The organism is Shimia sp. W99 (assembly GCF_053851455.3).
The window spans coordinates 2,558,013-2,571,604 of sequence record NZ_JBSQBU020000001.1 but is presented as its reverse complement, the minus strand read 5'-3'; the positions used below and the strand labels follow the sequence as shown (position 1 = coordinate 2,571,604).

Below are 13,592 nucleotides of genomic sequence, written 5' to 3'. Positions count from 1 at the left end.
TAATGCATTAAATGGCGTTGAGTGGTCGATTGAGGCAGGGGAAAGGTCCGTGCGAGTGGGCTTGCCCCGCGAATTGGAATTCGCGGGGACGAGTGTTTTCCGGTGTCTTGATCGAACACGAAAAAGGGCCGCAGCAGATGCTGCGGCCCTCTCAACAGGTGATCCGTATTCGGATTACATGTTGTTCTTCTTGTACTCTTCCATCAGCGCACGCGCTTCGTCGATCATGGCCTGACCGTCAAGACCGCGCTTCGCCATGTCGGCGATCCAGGTGTCATAGATCGGCTGAACAACGGCTTTCCACTCCTGCGCATCGGCTTCGGAGACGGTGATGATGTTGTTCCCGCGGGCAACAGCTGCTTCACGCGCCGGGCCGTCCGAGTCGGCCTGGGTGCCACCGGCGAAGACCGAGAAGTCCAGACCCGAGTTCTTGTCGATTGCTGCTTTCAGATCGTCAGGCAGCGAATCGTAGCGGGGCTTGTTCATAGCCAGAACGAAGGTCAGGTTGTAGAGCGCCGGGCCTTGGAATTCAGTGTGGTTATCCACCAGTTCCGGCACTTTCAGAGCGGCGGTCACTTCCCACGGAATGGTGGTACCGTCGATCACGCCCTTGGACAGACCTTCCGGCACGGCCGGAACCGGCATGCCCACCGGGGTTGCCCCGGTCAGGGTCAGCAGTTCGTTCACGAGGCGCGAACCGCCACGGATCTTCATGCCTTCCAGATCAGACGGTTTGGCAACCGGCTTGTTGGTGTGGAACATGCCCGGACCGTGTACCCACGTGCCCAGAATGTGCACGTTCTTGAACTCGGTGTCCTTCATGTTCGCATCGAACATCTTCCAATAGGCATAGGACGCGGCGCGCGCATCTTCCACCATGAAGGGCAGTTCGAAAACTTCGGTCGACGGGTAGCGACCGGGGGTGTAGCCCACAACCGTCCAAACGATGTCAGCCACGCCGTCAATCGCCTGGTCCATCAGCTCTGGCGGCTTGCCGCCCAGCTGCATCGAGGGGTAGCGTTCGATCTTGATCTTGCCACCGGAGTCCTTTTCGACAGCGTCAGCCCAGACGTCCAGCACCAGCTTCGGTACGTTTGCCTGCGGCGGCAGGAACTGGTGCATGCGCAGGGTCACGTCCTGTGCCATGGCCGCGCCAGCGGTCAGCGCCGCGGCAGCCACGCCGCCGATGAGATTGAGAATTGTTCTGCGAGTGGTCATGTCTACCTCCCAAATGACCTTTGGCACTATAATGCCAAATTATTGCATGGTGTGCATAATAATGCCTAGCGTCACAATGCCAAGAACTATTTTACCGAGCGACACTGTGCCGATCCCCATTTCAAGGACGTCCACCTTAGCCTTTTTCTGAATTCTGCAAACGGGTTGTGCAGCATTCCAATCCCCTGAACGCAAATTCAATGAACAGGGGTGGGCTTCCAAGTGGAAACTTTTGCGTGGAAATCGGTAGTATTCGTGCTCCGTATTAGATGTTCGCGCATCATTGTTGCCAGACTTTTTCAAACCAGCAAAATGTAACCATCAAGGGCTAAATGTGCAGGAATCAGTAACATTTTGCACCATTGCTGATTTTGGGCTGGCAACGTTGCCCGCCGCGTCCCCTTTTCCGGCGTGCACTCCGGTGCATTGCGCTGCCTTGCAACACATCGTCCAAACCATGTTCCGGTTTGAGCCTGCACTTTATCGTGCACGGTAGTTGGGGCAGTGCCGCCGGTGGGTCATCGGCCCGAGCCAGCGGTGCCCGCTTGTGGTTGGCATTGGCTGGATCCGGCGGGTGCACGGCCTCTTCGGTGCGACAAACCGCCTGTGGCCGGGCAAGGATCCCGGGGCAGAATCGCCGCTTTGGTCTCTGACACTTTTGTCAAAAGAATCGAATCAAAGGCCGTCCTGTCGATTTTGTTTCGAAACGACCCCGCCTCGGCACCGGACACGGATTGTTGTATGGTTCGTCAACCCATGTGTGGCTACATTTCCGCATGGACTCTCAAAAACTCATGGGCTGCCAATGACCACACTCACCCGTCGGACCGTACTCAAGGGCGCTGCCGCCACAGCACTCTTTCCCACCATGCTGCGGGCCAATCCGGGGGAAACCCTGCTTCGGGCGGGTGCCGCCAATGTGCAGCTTGTCGAGGCAGAGTATCCCGCAACGCAGGTCTGGGGATTCAACGGGTCCGTGCCCGGACCAACAATCCGCGCCCCGCAAGGTGCGCAGACCCTCCTGCGTTTGCACAATGACCTGGAGCAGGCGACGGCGGTGCACTGGCACGGGCTACGGATTGACAATGCCATGGACGGGGTGCCGGGCATGACGCAGGACGCGGTGCCAAAGGGCGGAGAGTTCCTTTATGATCTGACCCTGCGCGATGCGGGCACGTATTGGTATCATTCTCACAACCGCTCCATGGAGCAGGTGGCGCGCGGGCTCTATGGCGTCATGGTGGTAGACGAACCCGACGCGCCCGAGGTGGACCGCGATCTGACGGTGGTTCTGGAGGACTGGCGCCTCACCCCCGAGGCGCAGGTGTCGGATGATTTTGGCAACATGCATGACCTGAGCCATGCCGGGCGCATGGGCAACTTTATCCAGGCCGTGATTGATCCTGCGCCCAAGGGGTTCGCCCCCAATGAAAGACTGCGACTGCGGCTGGTCAACGTGGCGACGGACCGGATCATGCCCGTTTCATTGCGGGGTGTGGAAGGATGGGTCGTTGCGCGTGACGGGATGCCGCTGCGCACGCCCGAAACGCTCGACATGCTGGTGCTCGGTCCGGCAGAGCGGGTGGATCTGATCGTCGATGTCACGGCAGAGACCGGCGGCGAGGTTCTGGTCGTGTTTCATCAGCGCGACACGGGTTACGTTTTGAACGAATACCCGGTCACGGGCGCGGGGACAGCGTCGCGCCGCCCCATGCCCAAGCCATTGCCGCCCAACCCGATTGCCACCCTGACCTCTACCGATGATGCACGCAAAGTGCCGCTCTTGATGCAGGGCGGGGCCATGGGGGGGCTTCAAGAGGGGCGCTACAAGGGCAAGACCCTCTCGATGCGCGAGCTTGTGGCCGAGGGGCAGCTCTGGACCCTGAACGGGGAGGCCGGGTTGCCCGAAACACCGCTGATCGAGGTTTCGCGCGGCGAAACCGTCGTGTTGTCGATGGGCAACGACACGGCCTTTCCCCATGCAATGCACATGCACGGCACCCATTTTCAGGAAGTTCTGGCAGATGGTACGTTCGGGACGCATAAGGATACGGTGCTGGTCAATCCCGGAGAGGCGCGGGATTTTGCCTTTGTCGCGGACAATCCCGGCAAATGGCTGATCCATTGTCACATGCTGTCGCATCAGACGGCGGGCATGAAAACATGGTTCCGCGTGACCTGATAGTCAGCTCAGCTTGGCCTGCTGCGCGGTGGGCGTGATGCCGAACTTCGTTCGATAAACACGCGCGAAATGTCCCGGGCTTTCAAAGCCGCAGGCCAGCGCCACTTCGGTCACGCTTTGATCCGTCTGCACCAGCAGGTTGCGGGCCCGTTGCAGGCGCAGGTCCATCAGGTATTTCTTGGGCGAGCAGTTGAGATGCCGTCCGAACTGGCGTTCCAGTTGGCGTGTGGAGATGCCGATCTCTTCGGCGATGAACGATGGAGATTTCGGACGTTCGATACAATCACTCATGATCTGGATCGCCTTCACGAGATGCGGATTGCGCATCCCGTGGCGTGATTGTAGCGAGACCCGCTGTTCCGCCGATCCCTCGCGCACGGCGTTGTAGACCATCTGGTCCGCCACGGCGATGGCAAGGTCCGCGCCATGGGTTTTCTCGATCAGGTGCAGCATCAGGTCCGCTGTCGCCGTTCCTCCCGACGCGGTGGTGATCGCTTCATCGGCAACAAATACACTGCTGACAAGGTTCACCCCCGGAAAGTCCTCCATGAACCCGTCATGGAAATCCCAGTGGATCGCCGCGCGCTTACCTTCCAGCATCCCGGCCTTGGCCAGAAGATAGGCAGCGGAACACAAGGCGCCCAGCTTGGCCCCGCGCGCCCGTTCGCGGCGCATCGTGTTAAGGAGTTCCGCGTCCACGTGTTTGTGGACATGGATGCCGGACAGGGCAAACACCCGGTCGCAGGCCGGTAGGTCGCGATAGGTGCAATCCACCAGTGTCACGATCCCGTTCGATGCCGTGGCGCTTCCGCCTTGCTTGCTGGCCAGCACCCATTCATAAAGCGTCTTTCCGGCGATGAGGTTGGCAATGCGCAACGGTTCGATCGCGCAGGAAAACGCGATGTGGGTGAATTCGGGCACCAGAAGAAAGGCAAAGCGTTCGGGACGGTCCATGGGCGGCGGGTCTCGTGATCAGGCGCAGCGTGTCTGGCGACTTTGCGCGCCCGAATCTGATTTGGCAATCGCTGCTTGCGTCCGCTTTAAAAGTCCTGGTTCAGGGCGTCTGCCGCCGGGATTTCCCGTTCGCGCCGCGCAATATAGTCCCGGAGCGCCTCGTCCCTGGCGGGATCCAGCAGCGGCTCTTCATAGGCGTTGAGCAGATTCCGCGCATGGGTCAGCGCCCGTTCGGTAATTTCGACCGACCCTTCCGCGATCCACTGCTCGATCGAGTTGTTGTCGAACATCTCGGGCATGAAGAACGCGGTTTGGAAATTCTCTTGTGTGTGCGGATGGCCAAGGTAATGCCCGCCCGGCCCGACATCCGGCACCGCGGCAAGCGCTTGGTCAAAATCGGCCCAGTTCACGCCCTCGGCCATACGATAGGCCATAGCACATTGTTCGGCATCGACGATGAACTTGGCGACCGAGCAATGCATGCCCGCTTCGTTCCACCCGGCGGAATGCCAGATGTAATTTGCGCCCGCATGCATCACCGCCGAAAGCGTGGTGGCGCTTTCGTATCCGGCCTGCGCGTCAAAGGTCTTGGCCCCCCCAAGCGTGTTCGACGTGCGCCACGGCACGCCGTAATGCCGCGCCATCTGGCCGATCATGAAGTTCATGAGGGAAATCTCGGGCGTCCCGGCCATCGGTGCGCCCGACTTCATGCTGACGGTCGACAGGTAATGCCCGTAAATCGCTGGCGCGCCCCTGCGGATCACCTGCGTATAGGCCAGCGCGCTCAGCGCTTCGGCATTGAGCTGTGCCACCGAGGCCGCCACGCTGGCGGGCGTATTGGCGCCGCCAAGCACGAAAGGCGAGCACAGCACCGGCTGGTTGCGCCGGCAAAAGGCGCGCATCGCCCCGAGCATGGTTTCATCCCAGACAAGGGGACTGTTGCCGTTGCAGTTTCCGGTGGTGACAGGGTGTTCTTCCATGAAGTCTTCGCCAAACAGGATAGCGCACATGTCCAGAACATCTTCGGCGTTCTTCGGGCTGGTGGTCATGCCCATGAAGGTCTTGTCCGAATACTTCATCGAGGAATAGGTGATACGCAGGTGCCGCTGGCTGATCGGGTGATCATAGGGCTCGACGATGTGATGGGCGCTGGAATGCAGGGCGGGCATCATGTGGCTCAGCTTGTGGAACATCGCCAGATCATCCAGCGTCGGGTTGCGCCGCACGTTGTCCAGATCACGCAGGAACGGTGCGCCGGTCATGGGCACGAACATCGCATGCCGCCCGCCAAGGCGCACATTGTTGGCCGGGTTGCGCGCGTGATAGGTGAAGTCTGACGGGATGGTCGCGATCAGCTCGCGCACCAGGCCGCGATCAAGGAACACGGTCTCGCCCTCGACCCGCGCGCCGGCCTTGCGCCAATCGGCCAGCGCGATTTCATCGCGAAACACCACGCCGACATTCTCAAGAATGTCCATCGAAGCCGCGTCGATCCGTTCGACCTGTGCCCCGTCCATGATTTCGCAACGCGGCAGGGTATTGGTCAGGCCGGGCAGCATCGTGAAATCATGTGCCGAACGCGCGGCACGACGGGCGGAGCGGCCGCCGGAACGGCGGCGGGAATCAAGAGCCATGAGGCATCTCCCGTTGACTGGAACGCCTTCAGCTTAGATCGGTGTTTCGCCGGGTTACTGACCGGAAACCGAACTGGGTTTGCAGGAAACGACGCCGCCGTCAGTGGCGCGTGCGCCGGTCCCAGACGATCCGGGTGCCGAGCTGCGCCATGTGATGCACGCCTTCGCCACGCGTCATCTCAAGGTGGGGCGGGGTCTCGATCACCTCTTCTTCGAAATGCTCGGGCGTCAGCGTCATCGCGCGCAGTTCCATGCCCTGACCATAATATTCCCGGCTCGATTGCACGGGCCTTATCAATTGGCCCTGCCATTCGAACACGGCCCCCGCATTGCGCCCGGTGCCATGGCGCGCCGTGATCTCGCGCCCCTCTGCGTTGACGGGATGCGCCTGCCAATCGCCGTCAATCGGGTCATCCGTGTGGAAAATCGCCAGCGCGCGGTAAGCCCCGCCCGAAAACGGCGATTCCATCGAGGTGATCAACCACCAGCGCCCGTCACGTTCGAAAACCACACTGTCCGCAGCGTTCACCCCGGTCAGGATCGAGCGGTGCAATCGCCATCCGTCCGGGAAGGAGGTGCATTCATAGAGGTCCAACCGCCCGTTCTTGCAAGTCTCGGGCAACATCCACAGCCGCCCGTCATGGCGAAACAGAAAGGGAAACGACGCATGTACGCCGGGATCGAGTATCGGGACGGCCTTGCGATTGCCGTGCAAGGGGATCGCGGCCAGCGTCGCCCGGTCTTTCCAGTAATTCAGGTCCTCGACAAACACCCATGTCTCTCCGTTCTCCTCGATCGGGAACGGATCGGCATAATAATGTCCAAACGGGCAGGGGAGTTCCTCTGGCGCGCCTGCGCCATCGCGGGTCATCACCACGAATTTCTCCCCCCACATGCGCCAGAACGGATCGTGGTCGAGATGGAATGCATCCAGCCGATGCAGGAATTGATCGACCACCTTGGCGATACGGTAACGCGCGCGTATCCATCTGTCCTGCCAAAACGGCGCGTCCGGTTTGACCTTGTTGCGGGTTGACAGGAACCGTGCCGGGCGGCCCGACGAGATATCGACGTCCTTTTCCGGGAGCACGATCTCGCCCTTGCAGACCCGCTCGGCGACCAGCGCGTTCAGCACCGCCTGATCGTGCATGTGCCGCTCAATGGGCTCTTTCGGGCGCATGATCTCGGGCTCTTCGGCCAGCGCGCACCAGCGCTTCATGATTTCGCGCATCTCGGGATTGCCCGCATCGACGCCGACCAGCCCCGAAACGCATTCCCGCATGCCCCATGTCCAGCGCGGTACGTCCAGTGCCTCAAGCACCTTGGGATCGCACCGCTCCTGCAACGGCGCCTGTCCGCGCAAAAGGTAAAGCCCATGCGCGCGGATATGGGCCAGCATCCCGTCAGGCGCCCCATGGGGCAGGTTGGCGCTGTCCATCCAGATCACCGGGCCGTCTGCGGCCTCGACCACATCCCAGAAGATCAGAGGTTTCCATGCATAGCTGCCCTCTGCAGGCACGTAATGGCCGGGCAGGGCGGCAAGATCGAGCGTGCGGAACGTGACCCAGTCAAAATGCGTTTCAAGCCTTTCGCGCTGATCGGCGCGCATGCCAAGATCATAGGCGACCCACGTCATATCCCGGTTCCAGCCCTTGCGCGCCACCGCCCGCAAAAGCTGATGCAGGGTCCGGGCATAGGTTGCGTCCGCGCCTGTCACAAAAATTGCATCATTCGGCCTTTGCATCGCGGCGCACCCGGGGTTATTTGCACTAACAAGCATTTAACCGGGCCGGACCGGGAATGACCAGATTTCATTCCGGGTCAGAGCAAGCCGGGGCGACAAGGGGCAAGGTGTTGATTTTTATCGCGGCAATCGTGGTGGCGCTGGGAATGGCCTATTGGCTGCATCACCTCTTTGAAGGGGAGCGATTGTTGCCCGACCTTCTGCGTGAACGCCGCCTTTCACGCCTGTCCCTGCAGGATCTGGACCAGCGTTGGCAGGCGGGCGAGACGTCGGACCTCATCGTGTCTCTGACCACCATCCCCAGCCGCATCTCGCGGCTTGAGACGGTGCTCAAGGGGCTGATCGACCAGTCGCGCCCGCCGAAGAAGATCGTGCTGAACGTACCGGATGAATCTCTGCGCGAGGACGAGCCTTACGTGATCCCCGAGGCGCTGAGAGGCCTGGCCTTTCTCGAAATCCGCCGGGGCCGTGACTGGGGGCCTGCGACAAAGCTCATCCCGACCCTGCTTGATGCCGCGCCCAACCAGGTGATCGTGGTGGTGGATGATGACCGTATCTATCCGCGCGACTTTCTGGAGACGTTTGAAAAAGGCATGGCGGATCATCCCAACACGGCGCTGACCATGGCCGGATGGGTGGTGCCCGAGGACTATCTGGACCGTCCGACCACCATCCTGAGCAACATCCTGCAGAAGCCTTCCGCCCCGGTGCGCGGCCATCGCCAGCGTCGCTTGTTTCCCGTTGACGTGTTCATGGGCGTTTTCGGCTATGCGGTGCAGCCCCGGTTCTTTGACCTTGAGGAGCTGACCGATTTCTCGGACACGCCGCGCGCCGCGTTTCTGGCGGATGATGTGCGCTCCAGCGCGCTCTGTCACGTGCCGCGCCGGGTGTTGCCCTGCAAGGGGCTGAGCTTTCTGCCCAAGGCCGATGCGGTGCATTACAAGGCCACCGCGCTGGGCAATCTGAACCGGGGCAACGGCGCACTTGAGGACCGCAACAATTCCAAGGCCATCCGCCACTATGCCGACCGTTGGCAGGTGGGCGGCCCGGCCAAAAGGTGACTGGTACATGGCAGGCAAACCCGATAGCGTTCCGGCCATGACGTCCGAGGGTAACGTGTCGATCGAACTCAGGAAAATTCCCGGACCGGAAGAGCGCGGCCTCAAAGCCCTGTTCCGGCGCCGCATGACCGTGATCCGGTTCCTGACAGTTACCAGCGGCGTGGCACGCGATCCGATCGTGCTTCTGACCCTGCTGGCCAGTATCAGCCGCTCGGGCATGATCTTTGCCATCAATGAAACCGCGCAGAATTTCGACGAGGGATTTGGCTGGAGCATCTGGCTTTTGATCGTGTCGGCGCTGACGATGCTTGTCGCTAGCTATTATCAACGCCTGCGCGCCTTTGGCATCATTACCCGGATCATGGCCCGGCTGCGGATGCGCATGGCGCATCAACTGCTGCGGGCCAATGTCGATTTCCTGAGTTCCAGCCCCCGGGGCGAGGTCTATTCCGCAGCCACCCGCGAAGTCGGGGAGCTTTCCGGCGCCGTGATCAACGTGATCGAGGCGATCGAGGCCGTCGTGGTTCTGCTCATTGCCGTGCCTTACCTGTTCTATGTGTCCTGGGCGGCCGGTCTTGCAGCGGTTTTCGCCGTCGTGATCGGCATCGCAGGGTATCTCCTTCTTGACCTGCCGGCGCGGCGCCACAACGCCAGCGCGTCCCAGACCTTTGCCAATTATTGCGACCGCATCGGAGACATGCTTTCGGGCTGGCGCGAATTGCGCCAGCGCCAGACCCGCCGCGAGGCGATTGAAGGCGTCACGATGCAGGCGATTTCGGACAATGTGGACAGCCATCGGAAATCGGAGACGCTTTATTCTGCGAGCACGCTGGTGGGGCAGTCCGCCATCGTGCTGTTGCTGTGTTTCGTGGTGATCGCCATTCCGCTGCTTCAGGGTGGGGACACGACCACGATGTTCCAGGTGCTGACCATCGTGTTCCTGACAAACGGTCCCATCGAACAGATGTTCAACATGATGCCCCGCCTGTCACGCGCCGAGAACGCCTATTACAAGATCCAGAATGTCGAGGAACGGCTGTCCGCAGCCCAGTCCAACGTTCTGTTCGGGGGCGGCGCGGTGCCGGACCGCTTTGAGCGGATCGAACTGCGTGAAGTGCGGGCCACGATCCGTGAACCCGGAAAACCGGATGCCGAACCCTTTCATCTCGGGCCGATCAACCTTGCCTTTGAACCCGGTGAAACCGTTTTCATCTGCGGTGGTAACGGCTCGGGCAAGACCACGCTTCTCTCTCTGATCACTGGGTTGCGGCACCCGGACAAGGGCGAAATCCTGCTCGATGGGCATGTGCTTGATGACGAGACGACGTCGGGTTATCGCGAATTGTTCTGTGGCGTGTTCAGCGGCTTTCACCTGTTTGACCGGGCATATGGCATGGATGACGGTGAGTTGGCGGAACTTGACCGGCGGATCACGCAGTTGGGCCTGTCCGAGCGGGTCAAGCTTCGCGAAGACCGCTTTTCCTCGACCTCGCTGTCGGCCGGACAAAGCCGTCGACTTGCCTTGGCCGTGGCGTTGGCGGAACAGCGCCCGATCATCGTGCTGGATGAATTCGCCGCCGATCAGGACCCCGCCAACCGGGCGTTCTTTTACGATGTGCTGGTGCCGGAACTGGCGGCTACCGGACAGCTTGTTCTGGCCATCACCCATGATGACCACCAGTTCGGCAAATGTGACCGCCTGATCAAGATGGAAGGCGGCCGCGTGGTGTCGGATGAACGTCAGACCAGAAAGGTCGCATCATGACGTCCCTGCCGCTGCCCGCGCGCCGCGACATCCTGCTTCTCTGGGTGGCCATCGCCTGCAATCTGCTGGTCGTGACCATGGTGAACCAACAGATCTATACCTCGCGCTGGGCCTTTGCGGAGCTGCGCCCCGACTATATCGCGCATTCGCCCCCCACGATCAGCCGCGCGCTTGAAGAGCCGTCCGTGGGGGATCCCTTTGCGATCTGGATGCTGATCTGCGCCCCGGCGCTGTTCCTGTCCATCCTTTTGTTCACCAGCTACTTCCGCAATCGGCTTGCACGACAGCCCGGTGTCGATCCGCGCCAGCTAAAATGGATCACGGTTTTTTCCATCGCGACCGTCGGCCTTCAGGCGCTGGCTTCGACGGGCATGATCATGCTCAGCCAGTTCCGCTTTCCCGATCACCACGAAATGCACATGGTGGGCAGCTACCTGTTCTTCTTTTCACAGGCAGGGGTGGTGTTTGTCGGTTCACACCTGTCGAACCTGCATGACGGGGTTGATGGCGCACAGCGGGTTCTGCCGCGATCGAGTTGCCGTTTCCGGCGCTATTACGTTCTGGTGCCTTACGCCCTGTCGGTGGTGTATCTGGGGCTGTTCATCGTCAAGGGGATCGATCTCTCGCCATGGAACGATGCGCTCTACATGGCCTATGTCACGACCGAGCTGATCCTGATCTCGTCGTTTCTGTTCTTTTTGCTGAGCTGGGTGTCGGATTGCCTGGTGACGCTGGGTGTTTACCGCCCGTCCTGATCCACCTGTCGCAACAGCCCGGTCGCGCGCCGCGCCCGTTGCAACGCCGTGACATGGGACAGGATTGCGAACCCGGCAAGGCCGACCCAGATCACCCAAGGGCCAAGAACCCCGGCAAGGATCAGCATCGCGCAGAGGTAAATCACCCGCTCCAGTCGTTCGAAGAAATCGGGCCAGTCCTCGTTGCTGATCTTGATCTCGATGGCGGTGCGCGCCTTGGCATATGAAGTGATCACGCTGCCCGAGAAACAGGCCAGCGCCAGCGGCCATTGGTCATAGACATGTGCAATCGTCGCCAGCACGGCGAGTTCCTGGTAGCGGTCGACCATGGCGTCGAAATAGCCCCCCGCCATCGAGCGCATGTCCCGCCGCCGTGCCACGGCCCCGTCCAGCGCGTCAAAGGCAAAGGCGACGGCAAGGCTCAGCCCGTAGATCAGCGGTGACCCATGCAGCAGGAACGCACCCGACGCGAGCAGGATCAGGACCAGCCCGGCGAATGTGACCTGGTTCGGGGTCATGCCTGCCTTGACCAGCGGTGTCGACATGGATTCCCAGATCGGGTCGATCTTTGCTTTCAACAGCCCGTCAATCATGGCTCAAACGTCCCTTGTTCATCCCCGTGCCCACCGTTTCGCCGATAGCTGCGCACGATGTCCGGGCGTATCCGGTTCAGTCGCTCAGCGCGGAGCGCCATAAGGTCGACCCGGACCGGGTCGGGTGTATAGATCGCGCTGGCGCGCTGGCCAAGGCGGGCGGCGGCCTGCGTGGCGCTGTCGGCCCAGCCCATGACCGGCGCGGCCAGCGTGGCCGCCCCCAGCATCCCGGCATGGCGCGCCTCGCCCACGCGCACCTCGCGGTCAAGCGCATCAGCGAGCATCTGTGCAAAGGCCGGCGTGGCCGCCGCCCCCCCGACAAGCGAAACCGGCCCGTCCTGACGCGCGCCTCGCTGGCGCGACACAAGGCCAAAGGCCCAACGCAGGTTTTGCACGACGCCCTCCACGGCGGCGCGGCGCAGGGCATCCGTATCGTGATGTAGTCCGAGCCCGTGAAACGTGCCGCGCAGGCGGCGATCATCCACCGGGACCCGTTCCCCCGTCATCCAGGGCAGGAACACCGGGTCATCCGCCATGAGCGGGCCCATCGTTTGCAGCGCGTCCTGCATGTCGCCCCCGGTGTTTTCGACCACCCATTGCATGGCCGACCCGGCGTTTTCCTGAGACGCGATCAGCAGTGGGCGATAGTCCAGCCCCGAGGTGATCGTGGCAAAGGAATGTGGCACGCTGAGCCGCCGGCCCGGAAAGAACCCGGCGATCCATGCGCTTGTCGCCACGCTGATATGCAGCGCGCCGTCTTCGACTTCGCCCGCCCCCAGCGCGGCGGCAGTGACGTCAATCGTGCCGCCCAGAACATCCACATCACGGTCCAGCCCAAGTTCGTCCGCTGCCTTTTCGGTCAGGCCACCTACACGCGCATCACCCTGGACGATGGGTGGCATCCGATCTATCGGCACACCCACCATCTTGCACAGGCGTTCGGACCAGCCCTCGCGCCCGCGCCGGGTGTCCATCACCCATGTCAGGTTGGCGGATTCAGCGCAGGAGGTGATTTCCCCGGTCGCCCGCGCCACCAGCCAGTCACGCGCATCCAACAGCCAGCGTGTCCGGGCCCAGATCTCGGGTTCGTTCTCGCGCACCCAGACAAATTTGGCTGTCGGGTCCATGCCATTCTTGGCCGGGGCGCCGTTGGCCAATGCTAGCCAGATCAACCCCTTGTCGGCGCGATACCCATGCACGCTGGGAAATCCGCCAATCAACTTGTTGCCGACCGCCGCGCCGCGTTTGTCCATCCATGTCAGGCAGGGGCGCAGTGGGGTGCCGTTCTCATCGGCGCAGATCACACTGCAGACCTGGCTGCAGAACACGATGGCGCCGACGCGTTTCCTGAGATCAGGCAACTCCGTGTGAAGCGCAGCGACCGCGCGGGCAAACCCGGCCCACCAGTCTTCGGGATTCTGTTCGGCAAACCCGTTGCCACCCAGCGCAAGCGGATAGGTTTCGGTTACGCGCGCGAGAATGTTCAGATCGCTGTCGACCACCCCGACCTTGACGCCCGAAGTGCCGAAATCCGCCGAAATCACCAGATCGCCATTGGCCAAGATGTCGTTCCCAATTGATGCCTGCCTGCCGCCGAAAAGGTCCGTGGCGGTGGTGTCCGGTCTGGCATGGTTCTCCCTGCCATTGCAACGGGACATTGCGGTGTTATTCGCTTGCCCCGGCGGC

At 61.6% G+C, this 13,592-nt stretch carries 10 protein-coding genes; 4 read left to right on the top strand and 6 right to left on the bottom strand.

Annotated elements, in window-relative coordinates; all coding sequences use genetic code 11:
• Positions 1-174 precede the first annotated feature (174 nt).
• Positions 175-1,218 carry a TRAP transporter substrate-binding protein gene (locus ACS3QZ_RS12640; protein ID WP_456038148.1) on the bottom strand — a complete coding sequence of 348 codons (1,044 nt, stop codon included), beginning with the start codon at positions 1,216-1,218 and terminating at the stop codon, positions 175-177.
• Positions 1,219-2,023: 805 nt separating this feature from the next.
• Between ACS3QZ_RS12640 and ACS3QZ_RS12635 the strand changes: the two genes are divergently transcribed.
• Entirely contained in the window at positions 2,024-3,400 is a 1,377-nt protein-coding gene (locus tag ACS3QZ_RS12635) for a multicopper oxidase family protein (RefSeq protein WP_456038147.1), read from the top strand.
• A gap of 3 nt (positions 3,401-3,403) precedes the next feature.
• On the opposite strand, the gene ACS3QZ_RS12630 is transcribed toward ACS3QZ_RS12635, so the two are convergent.
• From ACS3QZ_RS12630 to ACS3QZ_RS12620, 3 genes are all read right to left on the bottom strand, one after another.
• On the bottom strand, positions 3,404-4,354 hold the full coding sequence (locus ACS3QZ_RS12630; protein ID WP_456038146.1) for a GlxA family transcriptional regulator: 951 nt from the start codon (positions 4,352-4,354) through the stop codon (positions 3,404-3,406).
• An 86-nt stretch (positions 4,355-4,440) separates the two neighbouring features.
• Positions 4,441-5,988 (bottom strand): trimethylamine methyltransferase family protein, encoded by a 1,548-nt coding sequence (locus ACS3QZ_RS12625; protein WP_456038145.1) that lies wholly within the window; start codon positions 5,986-5,988, stop codon positions 4,441-4,443.
• Between the two features lie 100 nt (positions 5,989-6,088).
• Positions 6,089-7,705: a glucosamine inositolphosphorylceramide transferase family protein gene (locus ACS3QZ_RS12620; protein ID WP_456038144.1), complete on the bottom strand. Its 1,617-nt coding sequence runs from the start codon at positions 7,703-7,705 to the stop codon at positions 6,089-6,091.
• An 83-nt stretch (positions 7,706-7,788) separates the two neighbouring features.
• Between ACS3QZ_RS12620 and ACS3QZ_RS12615 the strand changes: the two genes are divergently transcribed.
• From ACS3QZ_RS12615 to ACS3QZ_RS12605, 3 genes are read left to right on the top strand one after another with little or no spacing between them, the layout of a single operon-like run.
• Positions 7,789-8,793 carry a glycosyltransferase family A protein gene (locus ACS3QZ_RS12615; protein ID WP_456038143.1) on the top strand — a complete coding sequence of 335 codons (1,005 nt, stop codon included), beginning with the start codon at positions 7,789-7,791 and terminating at the stop codon, positions 8,791-8,793.
• A gap of 7 nt (positions 8,794-8,800) precedes the next feature.
• On the top strand, positions 8,801-10,558 hold the full coding sequence (locus ACS3QZ_RS12610) for a cyclic peptide export ABC transporter (protein ID WP_456038142.1): 1,758 nt from the start codon (positions 8,801-8,803) through the stop codon (positions 10,556-10,558).
• The gene (locus ACS3QZ_RS12605; RefSeq protein WP_456038141.1) at positions 10,555-11,313 is read left to right on the top strand and encodes a Frag1/DRAM/Sfk1 family protein; all 759 of its coding nucleotides are present in this window, start codon (positions 10,555-10,557) and stop codon (positions 11,311-11,313) included. Before ACS3QZ_RS12610 ends, ACS3QZ_RS12605 begins: the two co-directional genes overlap by 4 nt.
• Here the strand turns inward: ACS3QZ_RS12605 and ACS3QZ_RS12600 are convergent.
• Together ACS3QZ_RS12600 and ACS3QZ_RS12595 are read right to left on the bottom strand one after the other, a co-directional pair.
• Complete coding sequence (locus ACS3QZ_RS12600) at positions 11,298-11,906, bottom strand: CDP-alcohol phosphatidyltransferase family protein (RefSeq protein WP_456038140.1); 609 nt, start codon at positions 11,904-11,906, stop codon at positions 11,298-11,300. The genes ACS3QZ_RS12605 and ACS3QZ_RS12600 overlap by 16 nt on opposite strands.
• Positions 11,903-13,468, bottom strand: a complete 1,566-nt coding sequence (locus ACS3QZ_RS12595) for a xylulokinase (protein WP_456038139.1) — start codon at positions 13,466-13,468, stop codon at positions 11,903-11,905. Before ACS3QZ_RS12595 ends, ACS3QZ_RS12600 begins: the two co-directional genes overlap by 4 nt.
• Positions 13,469-13,592 lie beyond the last annotated feature (124 nt).

Coding starts and splice junctions, on each gene's coding strand:
- ACS3QZ_RS12640 (WP_456038148.1), bottom strand. CDS start 1,218: ATGACCACTCGCAGAACAATTCTCAATCTCATCGGCGGCGTGGCTGCC.
- ACS3QZ_RS12635 (WP_456038147.1), top strand. CDS start 2,024: ATGACCACACTCACCCGTCGGACCGTACTCAAGGGCGCTGCCGCCACA.
- ACS3QZ_RS12630 (WP_456038146.1), bottom strand. CDS start 4,354: ATGGACCGTCCCGAACGCTTTGCCTTTCTTCTGGTGCCCGAATTCACC.
- ACS3QZ_RS12625 (WP_456038145.1), bottom strand. CDS start 5,988: ATGGCTCTTGATTCCCGCCGCCGTTCCGGCGGCCGCTCCGCCCGTCGT.
- ACS3QZ_RS12615 (WP_456038143.1), top strand. CDS start 7,789: ATGACCAGATTTCATTCCGGGTCAGAGCAAGCCGGGGCGACAAGGGGC.
- ACS3QZ_RS12610 (WP_456038142.1), top strand. CDS start 8,801: ATGGCAGGCAAACCCGATAGCGTTCCGGCCATGACGTCCGAGGGTAAC.
- ACS3QZ_RS12605 (WP_456038141.1), top strand. CDS start 10,555: ATGACGTCCCTGCCGCTGCCCGCGCGCCGCGACATCCTGCTTCTCTGG.
- ACS3QZ_RS12600 (WP_456038140.1), bottom strand. CDS start 11,906: ATGATTGACGGGCTGTTGAAAGCAAAGATCGACCCGATCTGGGAATCC.